This window comes from Enterobacter mori LMG 25706 (genome assembly GCF_000211415.1).
In the GTDB taxonomy this organism is placed as follows: domain Bacteria; phylum Pseudomonadota; class Gammaproteobacteria; order Enterobacterales; family Enterobacteriaceae; genus Enterobacter; species Enterobacter mori.
The window spans coordinates 1-18,205 of sequence record NZ_AEXB01000122.1 but is presented as its reverse complement, the minus strand read 5'-3'; the positions used below and the strand labels follow the sequence as shown (position 1 = coordinate 18,205).

General features: G+C 56.7%; 15 protein-coding genes. 7 read left to right on the top strand and 8 right to left on the bottom strand.

Features of this window, described 5'->3' with window-relative positions; all coding sequences use genetic code 11:
* The first annotated feature begins 144 nt into the window (after nucleotides 1-144).
* Nucleotides 145-918 carry a cyclic-guanylate-specific phosphodiesterase gene (pdeH, locus tag ENTMO_RS0100205; protein ID WP_010426029.1) on the top strand — a complete coding sequence of 258 codons (774 nt, stop codon included), beginning with the start codon at nucleotides 145-147 and terminating at the stop codon, nucleotides 916-918.
* Between the two features lie 65 nt (nucleotides 919-983).
* Nucleotides 984-3,026, top strand: coding sequence for an AsmA family protein (locus ENTMO_RS0100200; protein ID WP_010426027.1), 2,043 nt, complete (start codon nucleotides 984-986; stop codon nucleotides 3,024-3,026).
* A gap of 60 nt (nucleotides 3,027-3,086) precedes the next feature.
* On the opposite strand, the gene ENTMO_RS0100195 is transcribed toward ENTMO_RS0100200, so the two are convergent.
* The 3 genes from ENTMO_RS0100195 to ENTMO_RS0100185 all read right to left on the bottom strand — a co-directional run bounded on the left by ENTMO_RS0100195 (nucleotide 3,087) and on the right by ENTMO_RS0100185 (nucleotide 6,648).
* A complete protein-coding gene (locus tag ENTMO_RS0100195) occupies nucleotides 3,087-4,409 on the bottom strand; it encodes an MFS transporter (protein WP_010426025.1) in 1,323 nt (440 codons plus the stop codon).
* Nucleotides 4,410-4,670: 261 nt separating this feature from the next.
* Entirely contained in the window at nucleotides 4,671-5,696 is a 1,026-nt protein-coding gene (yhjD, locus tag ENTMO_RS0100190; RefSeq protein ID WP_010426024.1) for an inner membrane protein YhjD, read from the bottom strand.
* Nucleotides 5,697-5,748: 52 nt separating this feature from the next.
* Complete coding sequence (locus ENTMO_RS0100185) at nucleotides 5,749-6,648, bottom strand: LysR family transcriptional regulator (protein ID WP_010426022.1); 900 nt, start codon at nucleotides 6,646-6,648, stop codon at nucleotides 5,749-5,751.
* Between the two features lie 119 nt (nucleotides 6,649-6,767).
* Between ENTMO_RS0100185 and ENTMO_RS0100180 the strand changes: the two genes are divergently transcribed.
* Both ENTMO_RS0100180 and ENTMO_RS0100175 read left to right on the top strand, forming a co-directional pair.
* Nucleotides 6,768-7,526, top strand: coding sequence for an SDR family NAD(P)-dependent oxidoreductase (locus tag ENTMO_RS0100180; protein ID WP_010426020.1), 759 nt, complete (start codon nucleotides 6,768-6,770; stop codon nucleotides 7,524-7,526).
* 173 nt (nucleotides 7,527-7,699) lie between these two features.
* Nucleotides 7,700-8,302 carry a helix-turn-helix transcriptional regulator gene (locus ENTMO_RS0100175; protein ID WP_010426017.1) on the top strand — a complete coding sequence of 201 codons (603 nt, stop codon included), beginning with the start codon at nucleotides 7,700-7,702 and terminating at the stop codon, nucleotides 8,300-8,302.
* Here the strand turns inward: ENTMO_RS0100175 and ENTMO_RS0100170 are convergent.
* Complete coding sequence (locus ENTMO_RS0100170) at nucleotides 8,281-8,619, bottom strand: lysozyme (RefSeq protein WP_010426015.1); 339 nt, start codon at nucleotides 8,617-8,619, stop codon at nucleotides 8,281-8,283. The genes ENTMO_RS0100175 and ENTMO_RS0100170 overlap by 22 nt on opposite strands.
* Before the next feature lie 71 nt (nucleotides 8,620-8,690).
* On the bottom strand, nucleotides 8,691-9,230 hold the full coding sequence (locus tag ENTMO_RS0100165; protein ID WP_010426013.1) for a GNAT family N-acetyltransferase: 540 nt from the start codon (nucleotides 9,228-9,230) through the stop codon (nucleotides 8,691-8,693).
* 148 nt (nucleotides 9,231-9,378) lie between these two features.
* On the opposite strand from ENTMO_RS0100165, the gene ENTMO_RS0100160 reads away from it, so the two are divergent.
* A complete protein-coding gene (locus ENTMO_RS0100160) occupies nucleotides 9,379-10,968 on the top strand; it encodes an STY4199 family HEPN domain-containing protein (protein ID WP_010426011.1) in 1,590 nt (529 codons plus the stop codon).
* 76 nt (nucleotides 10,969-11,044) lie between these two features.
* Here ENTMO_RS0100160 and ENTMO_RS0100155 read toward each other — a convergent pair whose 3' ends face one another.
* From ENTMO_RS0100155 to ENTMO_RS0100145, 3 genes are all read right to left on the bottom strand, one after another.
* Nucleotides 11,045-12,694: an alpha,alpha-trehalase gene (locus ENTMO_RS0100155; RefSeq protein WP_010426009.1), complete on the bottom strand. Its 1,650-nt coding sequence runs from the start codon at nucleotides 12,692-12,694 to the stop codon at nucleotides 11,045-11,047.
* A gap of 182 nt (nucleotides 12,695-12,876) precedes the next feature.
* Nucleotides 12,877-14,229, bottom strand: coding sequence for a glutathione-disulfide reductase (gorA, locus tag ENTMO_RS0100150; protein ID WP_010426007.1), 1,353 nt, complete (start codon nucleotides 14,227-14,229; stop codon nucleotides 12,877-12,879).
* Nucleotides 14,230-14,300: 71 nt separating this feature from the next.
* Nucleotides 14,301-15,143 carry a 23S rRNA (adenine(2030)-N(6))-methyltransferase RlmJ gene (locus tag ENTMO_RS0100145; protein WP_010426005.1) on the bottom strand — a complete coding sequence of 281 codons (843 nt, stop codon included), beginning with the start codon at nucleotides 15,141-15,143 and terminating at the stop codon, nucleotides 14,301-14,303.
* Between the two features lie 179 nt (nucleotides 15,144-15,322).
* Between ENTMO_RS0100145 and prlC the strand changes: the two genes are divergently transcribed.
* Together prlC and rsmJ are read left to right on the top strand one after the other, a co-directional pair.
* The gene (gene prlC / locus ENTMO_RS0100140; protein ID WP_010426003.1) at nucleotides 15,323-17,365 is read left to right on the top strand and encodes an oligopeptidase A; all 2,043 of its coding nucleotides are present in this window, start codon (nucleotides 15,323-15,325) and stop codon (nucleotides 17,363-17,365) included.
* Nucleotides 17,366-17,372: 7 nt separating this feature from the next.
* Entirely contained in the window at nucleotides 17,373-18,125 is a 753-nt protein-coding gene (gene rsmJ, locus ENTMO_RS0100135; RefSeq protein WP_010426002.1) for a 16S rRNA (guanine(1516)-N(2))-methyltransferase RsmJ, read from the top strand.
* Nucleotides 18,126-18,205: the final 80 nt, after the last annotated feature.

Below are 18,205 nucleotides of genomic sequence, written 5' to 3'. Positions count from 1 at the left end.
TTTTTTGAGCCAGCGCGTGTTCCTGCAAATTTCTGTCATCTTAATTTCATTTTCCCGGCTAATTGAACATAAAGTTCTCAATTAGCGCGCCGATAACCCAGTGACGAGTCCAAAAAGGTCATCCCATACAACAGGACATCTGAAATGAAGTCAGAGCAGGTTATCCAGCGGCTGAACACTACGCCAGAGGCAAGTATTGAGAACTTGCAGGAGCATCGCTACTGGCTGCAATGTGATCGAGCGTACACCTATCAACCCATCTATCGCACCGATGGTCGGCTGATGGCGATTGAGATTTTAACGGTCGTTACACACCCTTCGAATCCTTCACAGCGCATTGCGCCTGACCGCTATTTTGCGGAGGTGGCGGTTCGCCAGCGACTGGATGTGCTGGAAGAACAACTCCGGATGCTGGCAACGAAGCAGGCATTTTTCGCCCGGCACGATATCCTTGCGTCGGTCAATGTAGACGGTCCAACTCTGCTGGCATTGCGCCAGAACGAGAAATTGCAGGCGCTGATTGCCTCCCTGCCCTGGATGCGCTTTGAACTGGTGGAGCATGTCCGCCTGCCGCAGGACTCCTCATTTGCCTCCATGTGCGAGTTTGGCCCGCTGTGGCTGGATGACTTCGGCACCGGCATGGCGAACTTCTCGGCCCTTAGCGAAGTTCGTTACGACTACATCAAAGTGGCCCGCGACCTCTTTATCATGCTGCGCCAGACGCAGGAAGGTCGAAATCTGTTCACGCTGCTGCTGCAGCTGATGAATCGCTATTGCCAGGGCGTGATTGTTGAAGGCGTTGAAACGCTCGAAGAGTGGCGTGATGTGCAAAACTCTCCTGCCGCCGCTGCGCAGGGCTACTTCCTCTCTCGCCCGGTGCCGATGGATACGCTCGAAACGGTGATAACGACGCTCTGAACTGCCCGCTTCCCTTTGTCTGGACTATAGTTTTACAGGACAGGTCATCAGGAAAGGGGACAAAAATGACAAAGACAACCAGGGTTATCGCCTGGATCTCAGGGATTTTCTTGTTGTTGATCGCGGTCACCATCATCATTATTGCGACATTCGACTGGAACCGTCTTAAGCCGACCATCAACCAGAAAGTCTCAACTGAGCTGAACCGACCCTTTGCCATACGCGGCGATCTGGGAGTGGTGTGGGAACGGCAGAAAGAGGAGACCGGCTGGCGAAGCTGGGTGCCGTGGCCGCACGTTCACGCCGATGACATTATTCTTGGCAACCCGCCGGACATTCCTGACGTGACAATGGTTCACCTGCCGCGCGTTGAAGCCACGCTGGCACCGCTCGCGCTGCTGACCAAAACGGTTTACCTGCCGTGGATCAAACTCCAGCAGCCCGACGCACGCCTGATCCGCCTTTCTGAAAAGAACAACAACTGGACGTTTAACCTTGCCAGCGACGGCGAGAAAGATCCCAATGCGCAGCCCTCTTCGTGGTCGTTCCGCCTCGATAACATTCTTTTCGATCGCGGGCGGATCGCCATTGACGATAAGGTCAGCAAAGCCGACGTGGAGATCCTGGTCGATCCGCTCGGCAAGCCACTGCCGTTTAGCGAAGTCACGGGCAGCAAGGCCAAAGGCGACAGCGCAAAAGCGGGCGATTACGTTTTCGGTCTGACGGCAAAAGGGCGCTATAACGACCAGCCGCTGACCGGGAAAGGGAAGATTGGCGGCATGCTGGCGCTCAGGAGCGAGGGCACACCGTTCCCGGTGCAGGCGGATTTCCGTTCCGGCAACACCCGCGTGGCGTTCGTGGGCACGGTTAACGACCCGATGAACATGGGCGGTGTTGACCTGCAGCTGAAGTTTGCCGGTGATTCGCTGGGTGAGCTGTATGAACTGACCGGCGTGCTGCTGCCGGATACCCCACCGTTTGAAACGGACGGGCATCTGGTGGCAAAAATCGACACCGAGAAATCGTCGGTCTTTGACTACAGGGATTTCAACGGCCGCATTGGCGACAGCGATATTCACGGCTCGCTGACCTACACCACCGGCAAACCGCGTCCGAAACTGGAAGGGGATGTGGAATCCCGCCAGCTGCGCCTGGCCGATCTCGGCCCGCTGATTGGCGTGGATTCCGGCAAAGGCACCAAATCAAAAGAGGTGAAAAAGGACATCCAGCCTGCGGGAAAAGTGCTCCCTTACGATCGCTTTGAGACCGATAAGTGGGACGTGATGGATGCGGACGTCCGCTTCAAAGGGCGCAAAATTGAGCATGGCAGCACGCTGCCGTTGAGCGATCTCTCGACGCATATCATCCTGAAAAACGCCGATCTGCGCCTGCAGCCGCTCAAGTTTGGTATGGCGGGCGGGACGATTTCCTCGAACATTCATCTGGAAGGCGACAAAAAGCCGATGCAGGGACGGGCAGAGATTCAGGCGCGCAGGCTTAAGCTAAAAGAGCTGATGCCTGACGTCGAACTGATGCAGAAAACCCTCGGTGAGATGAACGGCGATGCCGACATTCGCGGCGTGGGCAACTCCGTGGCGGCGCTGCTGGGCAGCGGTAATGGTAACCTGAAACTGCTGATGAACGACGGGCTGATCAGCCGTAACCTGATGGAAATTCTGGGGCTTAACGTCGGAAACTTTATCATCGGCCAGATTTTCGGCGACGATGAAGTCCGCGTGAACTGCGCGGCGGCAAACGTGGATCTGGTCAACGGCGTGGCGCGCCCGCAGATCTTCGCCTTCGATACGGAGAACGCGGTGATCAACGTGACCGGGACGGCCAGTATGGCCTCTGAGCAACTTGATCTCACCATCGACCCGGAAAGTAAGGGGATACGTATCATCACCCTGCGCTCGCCGCTCTACGTGCGCGGCACCTTCAAAAATCCGCAGGCGGGCGTGAAGCCCGGGCCGCTGATTGCGCGCGGTGCGGTAGCGGCAGCGCTTGCCACGCTGGTGACGCCCGCTGCGGCGCTGCTGGCGCTGATTTCGCCGTCAGAAGGGGATGCCAATCAGTGCCGGAACATTTTGTCGCAGATGAAGAAGTAGCTCCCTTTCTCCCTCTCCCAGTGGGAGAGGGCCGGGGTGAGGGCATCAGGCCGCAGTGTATTACAGAGCCTGATGCTTAGTCTCGTGCGTCAGCAGCAGCGCAATCAGCGTCAGTGCTGCCATGGCCGCCAGATAGACGCCCACGTAGAACAGACCATAGTTCGCCTGCAGCCAGGTAGCGATATACGGCGCAACGGACGCGCCCAGAATAGAGGCAACGTTGTAGGAGAACGACGCGCCTGTATAACGCACTTCCGTCGGGAACAGCTCCGGCAGCAGCGCACCCATCGGGCCGAAGGTCAGGCCCATCAGGCTCAGGCCAATCAGCAGATACGCCATCACCAGTGCAGGGCTACCGGAACCCAACAGCGGCGGGAAGACGAACAGCGCGAACAGAATAATCAGCGTGGTGATCACAATCATGCTTGAGCGGCGACCAAACTTATCCGCCAGCAGACCCGCAATCGGCACCATCACACCAAAGCCAATCACCGCCATCATCAGCATCCACAGCACTTCGTTACGCGGCAGACCCAGACCCACCGGCGCGGCGGCGGTGCTGTACGTCATTGAGTAGACGGTCATGATGTAGAACAGCGTATACGTCGCCAGCATGATAAAGGTGCCCAGCACGGTCACGCGGACGTGTTTGGTCAACAGCGTTCCCAGTGGAACTTTTACCTGTTTTTTCGCTGCCGCGACTTTGGCAAAGACCGGCGTTTCGTGCAGAGAGACGCGCACATACAGACCAATCAGCACCAGTACGGCAGAGAAGACAAACGGAATACGCCAGCCCCAGCTCATGAACTGTTCATCCGTCAGCAGCCAGGAGAGCAGCAGGAAGGTGCCGTTCGCGAAGAAGAAGCCAATCGGTGCGCCCAGTTGCGGAAATGAGCCATACAGCGCACGCTTGCGCGCCGGGGCGTTCTCGGTGGCCAGCAGCGCCGCGCCACCCCATTCACCGCCCAGGCCCAAACCCTGACCAAAACGCGCCAGCGCCAGCAGAACCGGTGCCAGAATGCCGATGGTTTCGTAAGTGGGCAGCAGACCGATGGCCACGGTCGAAATCCCCATCGTCAGCAGCGACGCCACAAGCGTCACTTTGCGGCCAACGCGATCGCCAAAGTGACCAAAGACCGCTGAACCAATTGGACGCGCCACGAAGGCGATAGCAAAGGTTGCCAGAGACTGTAGCGTTGCCGCCGTCGGGTCGCCCTGCGGGAAGAAAATATGCGGGAAGACGATAACCGCTGCGGTGGCATAAATATAAAAGTCGAAGAACTCAATGGCGGTGCCAATCAGCGATGCGACGACAACTTTGTTACGCGAGTTGACCGGAACGTTTTCCGCCCCTTCGTTAAGTGTTGTGGCTGTTGCTTGCATAATATTTTCTTATTTTTGGACGAACGAAAGGCCATATTACGCATAGCAAAAGCGACATTTCAATCTGTTACAAAGTCGCGAGGTGGTGATAAAAGCAACAAAAAGCGGATAATTTTCAGACCAGCGAAATACCTTCCATGAAATGCTTCACACTTTTCAAATATTAGTGATTAAAACTGGTTTTTGGTTAAATAAAAGTTACGGTCTGGATTTATATGCTGAAATGATTGGTCGGGCTGAAATATCAGCCCGACAGGGGGCTTAGCGGTGGGTTTTTCCCGGCATACGCGGGTCATCTTTATACTCGGCAGTGGCGATCCACGCCGCGCAGAACAACGTCAGGCGAGCGAAGAAGTAGAAGAACGCCATCAGCCCCAGTACGGAGCCAAACGCCGCGCCGGACGGGGATTTCACCAGCGACGGCAGGGTGTAGGTCATTACGATTTTGATCACCTCAAAGCCAATCGCCGCAATGAGCGTCCCGCGAATGAGCGCTTTCTTACGCGGACGATGGCGCGGCAGGCGCCAGAAGATCCAGAAGAACAGCAGGTAGTTGGCAAAGATGGAGATGGCCAGGCCAATCCCGCGCCATGCGGGCTTCAGCCATTCGATGTAATCGAGATAGAGCGCGGAGATGATCATCTGCTGCGCCGAGCCTGCAACGGAAGTGATGGAAAGCGTCACGATCAGCGCCACGAGCAGACCAATCAGCGAGACAAAATCACGAAAATACTTAACCCAAATCTTCTCCTGATCCTGCGGCGTGCGCTCCCACACGTCGCGCGACTGGGCACGAATGGCTTCACGCAGGTTGCCCATCCAGTTAATGCCGGAATAGAGGGCAATCAGTAAACCGACGATACCGACGGTAGTACGCTGCTGTACGGCGGTATTGATGGTGCTTTTCAGCGTGGAGGCGAGCGTTGGGTCGCTGACGTTAATCAGGATCTTATTGAAAATGTCCTGCAGCAGCGTCGGGTGTGACGCCAGCACAAAACCGGCGGCAGCAAACGACACCATCAGGATCGGGATCATCGATAAGAAAGAAAAGTAAGTAATGGCCGCCCCAAACTGATTGCCCATGCGGTCGTTAAACCGTTCTGCGGCACGTATCAGGTGTGCAATCATGGGAAGCTGCTGGATCTTTTCTGCCATGCTGGTAACCGTACCCAGTGCTTTGCTGGCTGTCCCAGGCGTTGCGGGCGCTTCAGGCTCGGTTTCCATCTTTTTGATGGGTTCATACTCTAAATGTTGAGTCGGTCGTTGCGGATTGTTTTCCGGCGTCACGCGCATTTTCCTTTTCGTTGAGCTGGATGTGTTTTTGAATTATAGCTTGCGACTAGTCCACGTAAGCTTTCGTGAGTTCAGTTAGCCACTCCATAAACAGATGTACCCGGCGGGAGAGGTTACGGCGGTGAGGATAAATCAGCGAAACGGGCATCGGTTCCGCCCGGTATTGCGGGAGGATCTCAACCAGTTTCTTCGTGCGCAGTAAATCACGTACTCCAACCCGCGGAACCTGAATAATGCCTAACCCCGCAAGGCAGGCAGCCTGGTAGGTCTCCGTGCTGTTGACCGTTAATACACCGCCCGTCTTGACCCACTGCGTCGTGCTGCCGTTATAAAACTCGAAGCCCTGCGGGCGTGTGCCCAACGTGGCGGCATAGTGGATCACCGCATGTGAAGCCAAATCCTCCAGCGTCTCAGGATAGCCGAAGCGCGTCAGATACGCCGGACTGGCGCAGTTGATGACGGACAGCTTGCCCAGCGGTCGGGCTATCAGCCCTGAATCCTTCAGCGTGCCCACGCGCACCACGCAGTCAAACCCCTCGCGAATCACGTCCACCAGACGGTCGCTGCTGCTGAGTTCGAGTTCGATGCCGGGATACTGTTGCAGAAAGGCGGGCAGTTTGGGGATGACTAAATTTCGTGCAACGCCAACGGGCATATCGACACGCAAACGCCCGCTGATGCTGGAAGGGTCATGAAGGAACATGCTGTCCAGTTCGTCGAGGTTTGCCAGCAGATCTTTTGTGCGTTCGTAATAGACCATCCCATCCTGCGTCAGGCTGACGCGACGGGTGGTACGGTGCAAGAGCTGGGTGCCCAGCTGGTTTTCCAGCGCCTGGATTTGCCGCGAAACGCTGCCTTTTGGCAGGCTCAGCGTCTCCGCCGCGCGGGAAAAACTCTCCAGTTCTGCGACACGGATGAACAATTGCATTGCGTGAATTTTATCCATAGGCGGCGCTCATTGTTGTTATTAATGAAACAGTGAAGCGTTATCCACTGTCTTTATTGATTTTCTATCACCTAATAAGCTCTTTCTCAATCTCCATAACAGCCGAAACGAGGTTTCTCATGAGTGAACGTATTGCATTAGTGACAGGTGGTAGCCGTGGCCTGGGTAAAAACGCGGTTTTGAAGCTGGCGGCAGAAGGGACGGGGATCATCCTGACTTATAACAGCAGCGAGCGGGAAGCGCAGAACGTCGTGCGTGAAATTGAGAAAAAAGGGGTTAAGGCGGTGGCATTACAGCTTAACGTCGGCGAAATCGCCACTTTCGGTGACTTTGCTAAAAAAGTGCAGGAAAGCCTGAAGACGGTCTGGCAACGTGACACCTTTGATTATTTATTAAACAACGCGGGCACGGGTTTATATGCACCCTATACCGAGACGACGGAAGCCCAGTTTGATGACGCCATGAACATCCACTTTAAAGGACCGTTCTTCCTGACTCAGACCCTGCTGCCTCTGATAAAGGACGGTGGGCGTATTCTGAACGTCTCCAGTGGTCTGGCCCGTTTCACCCAGCCGGGCTCGGGTACCTATGCGGCGATGAAAGGGGCGATGGAAGTGCTGACCCGCTATCAGGCGAAAGAGCTGGGCGCTCGCGGGATCGCCGTCAACATTATCGCCCCCGGCGCGATTGAAACCGACTTTGGCGGCGGACGCGTGCGTGACAACGCCGAGCTTAATCAACTGCTGGCGTCGCAGACGGCGCTGGGTCGCGTGGGCCTGCCGGACGACATTGGCAATGCCATTGCCGCCCTGCTTAGCGACAAACTGGGCTGGATGAACGCGCAACGTATTGAAGTGTCAGGCGGTATGTTCCTCTAAGCCGCACGCTTAAGGGGAGGGAACCTCTTAAGGAAATCCTTAAGACAAATGTGTCCAGATACGGGTAGATATAAAGAAAACGGGTGGATTTGTAACCTCTCCATTCATTGAGTTTTTTCTCAAATAATGCCTCTGTAGAATCCCCCCTCGCTATTCTCAGAGGGAGAAAAACGATGCGAGTAATCATGTTTGACAGGCAGTCGATATTTATTCATGGAGCGATACACAGTCTGCAAAAGTTAATTCCGGAAATAGATATGACGGGGACCAGTCAGGCTGATGAATTATGGGCGCAGTTGTCCGCGGCACCCGCCGCTATCGTGATGATTGACGGGGATTTAATTCAGAAAGAGGGCATCGCTTTCCTGGGGGAAATCATACATCGCTTCCCGGCACTCCGCGTGGTGATGGTTCTGGCGAGAAAAGAGACCAGATGGGGCGAGCAGATGATGCAGCGAAACGTGATGGCGATTATTCCCCGCAATGCGAACCCGGAACGATTCGCCGCCGTGCTGGATTCCGTGTCCAGAGGGATGATCTGTTTTCCCGGGGAGTGGCTCAGGCAGCAGGCTTCGCAGGAGGCATTATTAACGCTAAGCGAGCGTCAGCGTGAAGTGTTGAAACGCCTGGCTGCCGGGGAGTCAAATAAGGAAATTAGCCGCAGCCTGAATATCAGCGCGGCAACGGTAAAAGCCCATCTGGAAGCGCTTTTCCGTCGGCTGGATGTCAAAAACAGAACGCAGGCGGCCATGTACTACACCCGCTCAACGGCCTGAAGCCATGCTTTTACCCGTGTCGGTATTTCACCGAAGCTGAATATCATTAATATCAGCGCGTCATGCTGCTGTTGGGTTAAGGAGAACGTCACATTTTCCCGCAGCAGCGCCTCGCATAATTGCAAATCGCCGTGGAGCAAATATTCTGCCTCGATGGGGGTGATAAGACGGCGAAAATCTTCCCGCGGGTGGATGACGTGACCATATCCGATAACCCATATTCCGTTTATGTCACGATATTTCTCCAGGGAAAGCCCCTGATTTTTTTTAATTAACGCAATCGCAGCAGACGATATCTTTAGCGTAGAACCTGGCATATTCGTTTCCTCTTAATGGCAACACTGTAGAGGAAACGACGCGGGAGAAATATCCGCCAAATGGCTATTGCTCAGGGATTATTATTCAGGTATTCATGCTTCAATAAGCCAAATAGCCAGTCATTTTGCCACTGACCGCCAAGGTAATAATTCTCGCGCAGTTCGCCTTCCTGTTGAAAACCTGTTTTTTCCAGTACACGCTTTGACGCGATATTTCCCGCCGTGACGGTGGCGGTAAGCCGACGAATACCGCCCTGAAGAAAGGCATAATCGCAAAGCGCCCGCAGCGATTCGAAGCCGTAACCTTTCCCGTGTGCCGCAGGTGCGAAAAGGAATCCGACTTCGGCACAATCTTCTTCCCGATGAATGTAACCCGTGACGCCCAGCGGAGCCTGCGAGGCCGTATCACGCACGGTGAGGCAAAGCCAGTGCGCGCTGCCCGGCGACCATGGGACGAGACGAGAATCGAACGCTGCGCGGATCTCTGCCAGAGGGCGGTTTTCCGCCACAAAGCGCATTACGTTGGGATCGTGCTGTAGCGCGAGAAAAAATGGCCAGTCCTGCTCGTGCAGCGGTGAGCAGGTGAGACGCGCGGTCGTTAATACGGGCATTCAGATTCTCCTGAAACATTTTAAATGATTATAAGGTTGTCACTTTATTTCAACAGAAAGTCAGGTATGTTTAACGTCGTATAAATAAAAGAAAAAAAGGCTGTTTCATGCCTGGCCCAGGCGTTTTCATTGTCTCTGAAGGAATACAATGACTCTCAGCACATCACACCCCATTCGCGAACAGTTTGAACACTGTCTTGCGGTTATTCGTCAGGCGTCAGTCGAAATTCTGCTCCTGCTGAATGTACATGCTTCTGAAGGAAAAGATCCACGCTGGTTTCTGGAACAGCTGGACAGTGCCCGCTTAGGTCTGGGGGGATGGACTGCTGTTGCGAAGCAACTCAACCTGAACGACGCTGAAATGTCGACATTTACGCTACAGCTGCGCCTGCTGCAGCAGCGCGTGCCTCAGTATGAAAGCGGGCAGGATGTCACTGAAAATCAGCTGATTGCGGCGATGCGGTTTGTGACGACTCTGGAGCATCTTCGTCTCCAGCAGCCTCTTCTGACTTACAACACTGAGCTGGCGCACGGTAGCGAAATCCAACAGCAGCAGGCGCATAAGCAGGTGCGTGCGATCGAATTGATGATGAAGGGGCTGATCCAGCAGGCGTGGCCCGATCAGGTACGGCTCAATAACCATCTCAAGACCCTGTTTAATGCCGATCGCGTTCGTCGCTGGCTGAAGCTGGGCGACATTAACGATGTGTTGAGCGGCATGATGTTTAGCGAGCTGGCGCAGCTGCTGGTGGATAAAAAAGAATTTAGCCGTTACTACGCGTCACTGTTTAGCGATCCTGCCATGCTGACGCTGCTGGTGGAGCCGCGCATCACCCTGCAAACTTTCCTTGATGACATCCGACAAATCCGCAACAGCATTACCGTGCAGCGGGCATTAAGTTCCGCGCAAATCCTGCTGCTCGATCGCTACTATACGCAAGTCACCCGACCCGTTCAGCGCGCGTTTGAAGAGGGAAGAACGCGCGTCAATCCGGCGGGATTACTGGCCGTGGATGCCAGCGAACTGCATGCATTCTGGGAAAAGGCGCAGAAAATGGACCGGGTCACGGGTGGCGATCTGTTCGAGGTGCGTGACACCATTGAAAAGCCCACCCAGCGCGCGCCGCGAACGCCTGAGCAGCGCGAGCAGCTCATTTCCGGCGTGCTGTGGGGCGCGGTTGGCGTCATGGTTATCGCGATTATTGCCGGGGGCGTCTGGCTTGTGACCAGCGGCAAACCGCAGCACGTTGCGGCGAATGCCGCAGCCACGCCTCCAGTAGAGGAGATGCGTGAAACGCCTTCCTCGCGTGAGACGCTGACGCGCATGGGCGTTACCTGGGACGAGAATAATTTCCGTTCAGCCATCAACCGCAATGACACTCGCGTGGCGCTGCTTTTCTTGCAGGGGGGCATGGACTGGAAGCTGTCCTGGACGGAAGAGGCGATGTCATCAGACCATGACGACGTGCTTGAACTGATGCTGCGCTATCGGCAAAACATGGTGGAAGAGAAGCCGTGCCGCCGTTTTATCAACACGCTTAGCCACGCGATGGCGAACGGTGAGTCTCTGACGTCAACGCGTAAAGACTATTTAAAAGCGTTTTGCACCGTACCCGCTGTTGTGAAGCGCCAGCAGCACGACGCGGATATGGCGAAGCGCCGTGCGCAGGCACAGCCGGGTTCTGAAACGAAAAAATGGCAGTCTATTCAGACCGCCATTTATGAGGTGATTCGCTAAATTTTTCCCCTCACCCCAGCCCTCTCCCCAGAGGGGCGAGGGGGAAAGACCGCACTGCGCAGTCCCCGCACCCCACTCAAGGCTCCCCATACAGCCCAATCAGCCGCCGCACTACGCCGTTCGTCCAGCCGAAGCCGTCCTGAAGCGGGTACTCCCCACCCCCACCTTCACGCGGCGTGCTGCTGGCGATGTGGTACTTCTCAATCAGCTTGTGGTGCGTCTTGTAGAAGTGCTTCACCGTGTGCAGCCAGCTCCAGGCGATCTCGTCGCCCAGCGAGTCGTTGCCATACTGCTTGAACCCCTGAATCGCCATCCACTGCAGCGGTGCCCAGCCGTTGGGTTTATCCCACTGCTCGCCGGTTTCGTACTCGGTCGCCAGAATCCCGCCCGGCGTCAGCAGCCGCGCTTTCACCGCATCAGACACGCGTTCAGCCTGCTCATGAGTCGCCATCCCGACATACAGCGGCACGATGCTCGCCGCGGAGAAGAGGGCCATGACTTCGCGGCGCCAGTCGTAATCCCGATAGCAGCCATTCTCTTCATCCCATAGATAGCGGTTCACCGCGGCCCGGCGATCGCTGGCTTTCTGGCGGAACAGGTCGGCCGTCTCTTTATCTCCTTTCGACGCCGAGATATTGGCGATCGCGCTTTCCAGCTTGAACAGGAAGGCATTCAAATCGATAGGGATAAACTGCGTGGTGCGAATGCTGGCAAGCCTGCCCGGCTCGCGCAGCCAGCGGGAGGAGTAATCCCAGCCAGACGCCGCCCCGGCGCGTAAATCGCGGTAAACCTCATTCGGCGGACGGCCAGAGTGGCGCGCCGTCTCCACGTCCTCGATCCACGACTCGTCGCGCGGCGTGTCGCGGTCATCCCAGTAACGGTTAAGCAGTGAGCCATCCGGCATACGCACCGCGCTGCGGTAGGCCTGGTTAAGCAGCAGCGACTCGGCCCCATCCATCCAGAAGGCGTGCTCCATCTTCAGGTGTTCAAGATAACGCTTCGCGCCGCGCACCCCGTCCTCCTCGAACAGCTCCACCATCAGGGCAAATACGGGCGGCTGGGAGCGGCTGAGATAGTAGGTACGGTTGCCGTTCGGGATATGGCCGTAGCGTTCAATCAGCCACGCAAAGTTATCCGCCATACATTTCAGCAGATCGTTACGGCCACTCTCCGCCAGCCCCAGCATGGAGAAGTACGAATCCCAGTAGTACGTCTCGCTGAATCGTCCGCCGGGGACGATATACGCCTGCGGCAGCGCCAGCAGGGACGACCAGGGAATATGATCCTGCGGTTCGCGCGTCAGCACGGGCCACAGGTTATCAATGTGCTCTTTCAGAGAAAGACCGGGGTCGGAAACGTATTCCGTCCCGTAGGTTTCCGGCATCCAGAAGTGGTTCTCCACAAAGCGTGCCAGGTCAAAATCACGATGGCGACGCACTTTGCGGTAGCGGATCAGGATATCCAGCGGATCCATCTTCGGGGCGCAGTCGGGGAAGGTTTTGCTGTCCGCAAACAGCCTTGATGACTGCACGTGTTCGAACAGTTCAAGGTAGCGGTCAGCAGGCGTCAGGGCGTCGGAGGCCGGCAGCCCCTCGATCATTTCCGGTTCCGGCTCCGCCTCAATCATCTCATCCAGTTTCAACTCGCAGGGATCGGTCTCGTAGCGCAGCTCTTCTTCGATCCCGAATTCGATGTTCTCGGTAGCCTGTATCTTCTGGTTGAACATGGTGATAAGGACCTCCGGTTGTGTGTTCTTAAAGACAGGTTTTTCCGGGCGTCCTATAAGCGTAGACACTCGCTTCGGTAGAAGGGTAGGGATATGTGCGGTAGATCACTCTTTTCGGAGCATTCGTTTTGCAACGATTTATGAATGTTAAAAAAATGCCCCTCAGGAGAGGGGCATCAGGATTAACGCATGGTCACAAACTCTTCCGCCGCCGTCGGGTGGATCGCCACGGTGTTATCGAAATCTTTCTTCGTTGCGCCCATCTTCAGCGCCACCGCAAAGCCCTGCAGGATCTCGTCCATACCGAAGCCGATGCCGTGGATACCGACAATCTTCTCTTCCGGGCCTACACACACCAGCTTCATGCGGCACGGCTGACGGTGAGAGGTGACGGCGGTGTACATCGCCGTAAACGCCGATTTATACACTTTCACCTGGTCGTCGCCATACTGTTCGCGCGCCTGCGGCTCGGTTAAGCCGACGGTGCCGATTGGCGGGTGGCTGAAGACCACGGTTGGGATAAGGTTGTAATCCAGATGCTCGTCCGGTTTGTTGTTAAACAGGCGCTCGGAGAGACGACGACCTGCCGCAACGGCCACCGGCGTCAGCTCAACCGCACCAGTGTTATCACCGACCGCGTAAATGCCCGGCACGCTGGTGTTCTGGAACTTATCAACGACGATGTAGCCTTTATCGTTGGTTTTCGCGCCCGTTACGGCCAGGTTGAAGTTATCGGTCGCCGGTTCACGGCCAATCGCCCAGATCAGGCAGTCGACGGTCTGGCTGCGGCCATCTTCCAGCTCAAGCGTCAGGCTGCCGTCGGCGTTTTTCACCACCGCTTTTGGCACGGCGTTGGTGTGCAGGGTTGGGCCTTCGGCGTTCAGTAGGTCAACCAGGGTATCGACAATCAGCGGGTCAAAGCTGCGCAGCGGCGCGTGTTTACGCACGAACAGGTGCGCCTCAGCGCCCAGCCCGTTAATCACGCCAGCCAGTTCCACCGCGATGTAACCCGCGCCCACGATGGCAACGCGTTTAGGCAGGGCAGGCAGTTCGAAGAAACCGTCGGAGTCGATACCGTATTCTGCACCTGGAATATTCGGGTGGCTCGGACGGCCGCCGGTGGCGATCAGGATGTGATCGGCAGTGATCGTCTCACCGTTCACTTCGATCGTTTTCGCGTCAACAAAGCGGGCGAAACCGTGGATCACGTCGACGTTATTCTTGCCCAACACGTTGTCGTACGAGGTGTGAATACGGTCGATATAGGCGGTACGGCTGGCGATCAGCTTGTCCCAGTCGAAGTTATTGATGGTAGTGTCAAAGCCATAATCCGGACCGTACATATGGATAGCTTCACGGATCTGCGCCGCATGCCACATCACTTTTTTCGGTACACAACCCACGTTCACGCAGGTGCCGCCCAGCGCTTTGGCTTCAATCAGCGCACACTTCTGGCCGTACATGGCCGCACGGTTGATCGAGGCGATGCCGCCGCTGCCGCCGCCGATTGCGATGTAGTCATAATGCTTAGTCATAGCTTTTGTCCTTAATCGTGAATTGCCGCGATTGTATACCTGAAATCAATAGTTTCCACCGATGGCTGCGATTACTCCGGTACGATCCAACTGACGGTGGCGTGGCCCGTACCCGCTGGCACCAGCGTTTTGTGCAGCCACGGCAGCACGTTGTTCATCTGCGCTTCGAGCTTCCACGGCGGGTTGATCACAATCGTGCCAGAAGCGGTCATGCCACGCTGATCGCTGTCCGGGCGTACCGCCAGCTCAATCTGCAGGATTTTGCGGATATCGGTCGCTTCCAGGTCTTTGATCATGCGCTTGATTTGCGCGCGCAGCACCACCGGGTACCACAGGGCATAGGTGCCGGTAGCGAAGCGTTTGTAGCCGTCGTGGATGCCGGTCACCACCGCCTGATAGTCGGTTTTAATTTCGTAAGGTGGGTCGATCAGCACCAGGCCGCGACGGGAAACCGGCGGCAGCTTGGCTTTCAGCTGCTGGTAGCCGTCGGCTTTTTCCACGCGGGCGCGATTATCTTTCTGGAATTCAGAACGCAGCAGCGGGAAGTCGCTCGGGTGCAGCTCGGTTAACTGGATGCTGTCCTGCTCGCGCAGCAGCTGGCGGGCAATCAGCGGGGAGCCAGGGTAGTAGCGCAGCTGGCCGTTGCGGTTGAAGTGATTCACCACACCGATGTACGGCTCCAGCTCGGCAGGCAGATCGTCCTGCTGCCAGATGCGAGCGATGCCCTCAAGGTATTCACCGGTACGCTCGGCATGCTCGCCGCTCAGCTGATAACGGCCCGCACCCGCATGGGTGTCGAGATAGAGAAACGGCTTCTCTTTCTCTTTGAGCGCTTCAATGATCAGGCTCTGAACGGTGTGTTTAAGGACGTCGGCGTGGTTGCCAGCGTGGAAGCTGTGGCGATAACTGAGCATGGGTAATGATATTCCGCTGAATTGACGATTTGCCACAGTTTACAGCAGAACGGCACAGATTACCCGCAGGCACGGTAAGCGCGGCCATTGAAATCCTCTACACTTAACCCCATTACTGAAAACAATATGCCCAGCGCCGGATGCGCGCTTCATTCACCTATTTCAACAGGACAGCGTTTATGACCAATCCATTACTGACGCCTTTTTCGTTGCCGCCGTTTTCTAAAATCCTCCCTGAGCATGTGGTTCCAGCCGTTACGCAATCGCTGGACAACTGCCGCGCGGCGGTAGAAAACGTGGTTGCGCAGGGCGCGCCGTACACGTGGGAAAATCTGTGTCAGAAGCTTTCCGAAGTGGACGACGTGCTGGGGCGTATCTTCTCCCCGGTGAGCCACCTGAACTCGGTCAAAAACAGCCCGGAACTGCGCGAAGCCTACGAACAAACCCTGCCGCTGCTCTCTGAGTACAGCACCTGGGTCGGCCAGCACGAAGGACTCTACAAAGCCTACCGCGACCTGCGCGACGGCGACCACTATGCCGAACTGAACACGGCGCAGAAAAAATCGGTCGATAACGCGCTGCGTGACTTTGAGCTGTCCGGTATCGGTCTGCCAAAAGAGAAGCAGGTTCGCTACGGTGAAATCGCCGCGCGTCTGTCCGAGCTGGGCAACCAGTACAGCAACAACGTGCTCGACGCCACCATGGGCTGGACGAAGCTGATTACCGACGAAGCGGAGCTGGCGGGTATGCCGGAAAGCGCGCTGGCGGCGGCAAAAGCCCAGGCCGAAGCGAAAGAGCAGGACGGTTTCCTGTTAACGCTGGATATCCCAAGCTATCTGCCGGTGATGACCTACTGCGACAACCAGGCATTGCGTGAAGAGATGTACCGCGCCTACAGCACCCGCGCCTCCGATCAGGGGCCGAATGCCGGTAAATGGGACAACAGCCCGGTGATGGCGGAAATCCTCGCGTTGCGCCACGAGCTGGCACAGCTGCTGGGCTTCGACAGCTACGCCGATAAATCCCTCGCCACTAAAATGGCCGAGAACCCGCAGCAGGTACTCGACTTCCTGACCGATCTGGCGAAACGCGCCCGTCCTCAGGGTGAGAAAGAGCTGGCCCAGCTGCGCGCCTTTGCGAAAGCGGAGTTCGGCGTGGACGAGCTGCAGCCATGGGACATCGCTTACTACAGCGAAAAACAGAAACAGCACCTCTACAGCATCAGCGACGAGCAGCTGCGCCCGTACTTCCCGGAAAACAAAGCCGTTAACGGCCTGTTCGAAGTGGTGAAACGCATCTATGGCATCACCGCGAAAGAGCGTACCGATATCGACGTCTGGCATCCGGACGTGCGCTTCTTCGAACTCTATGACGAGAAAAACGAACTGCGCGGCAGCTTCTACCTTGACCTGTACGCGCGTGAGAACAAGCGCGGCGGGGCGTGGATGGACGACTGCGTGGGCCAGATGCGTAAAGCCGACGGCTCCCTGCAGAAGCCCGTCGCTTACCTGACCTGTAACTTCAACCGTCCGGTGAGCGGCAAGCCCGCGCTCTTCACCCACGATGAAGTGATTACCCTGTTCCACGAGTTCGGTCACGGTCTGCACCACATGCTGACCCGCATCGAAACCGCAGGCGTAGCCGGTATCAGCGGCGTGCCTTGGGATGCGGTCGAGCTACCAAGCCAGTTTATGGAAAACTGGTGCTGGGAGCCGGACGCGCTGGCGTTTATCTCCGGCCACTATGAGACCGGCGAACCGCTGCCGAAGGAGCTGCTGGATAAAATGCTGGCGGCGAAAAACTATCAGGCGGCGATGTTCATCCTACGTCAGCTGGAGTTCGGCCTGTTCGATTTCCGCCTGCACGCCGAGTTCAGCCCGGAGCAGGGGGCGAAAATCCTCGACACCCTGGCGGAAATCAAAAAGCAGGTTGCCGTTATTCCTGGGCCAGCCTGGGGCCGCTTCCCGCATGCCTTCAGCCACATCTTTGCTGGCGGTTACGCAGCGGGTTACTACAGCTACCTGTGGGCCGACGTGCTGGCGGCAGATGCCTTCTCTCGCTTCGAAGAGGAGGGGATCTTCAACCGCGAAACCGGCCAGTCGTTCCTCGACAACATCCTGACCCGCGGTGGTTCTGAAGAGCCAATGGTGCTGTTCAAACGCTTCCGCGGACGCGAGCCGCAGCTGGATGCGATGCTTGAGCATTACGGGATTAAAGGCTGATTGTTACGTGAAGATCTGCTTAGTAGATGAAACGGGCGCCGGAGACGGCGCCTTATCTGTTCTGGCGGCCCGATGGGGGCTGGAGCACGATGAAGAAAACCTGATGGCGCTGGTGATGACGTCGGAACACCTGGAGTTACGCAAGCGCGATGAACCGAAGCTCGGCGGGATTTTTGTCGACTTTGTCGGCGGTGCGATGGCGCACCGGCGCAAGTTCGGCGGCGGTCGCGGCGAGGCGGTGGCTAAAGCGGTCGGCATCAAAGGGAGCTATCTTCCGGACGTGGTCGATGCCACGGCGGGGTTAGGGCGTGATGCCTTTGTGCTGGCCTCTGTCGGCTGTCACGTGCGGATGCTGGAACGTAATCCGGTGGTCGCTGCGCTGCTCGATGACGGGCTGGCGCGAGGCTATGCGGACCCGGAAATCGGCTCGTGGCTGCAGGCGCGTTTGCAGCTGATTCACGCCTCCAGTCTGACGGCGCTGACGGATATTACGCCGCGTCCGCAGGTGGTTTATCTTGACCCGATGTTCCCGCATAAGCAGAAAAGCGCGCTGGTGAAGAAAGAGATGCGGGTGTTTCAGTCGCTGGTGGGGCCGGATTTAGATGCAGATGGCCTGCTGGAGCCTGCCCGTCAGCTTGCAACGAAGCGGGTGGTGGTGAAGCGCCCGGACTATGCGCCGCCGCTGGCGGATGTCGCCACGACCAATGCGGTGTCCACCAAAGGGCACCGGTTTGATATCTACTCAGGTACGCCGGAATAAAAAAAGCCGGGTGGCGGCTTCGCCTTACCCGGCCTACGAAGTTTGGGTTTGTAGGTCAGGTAAGCGAAGCGCCACCTGAC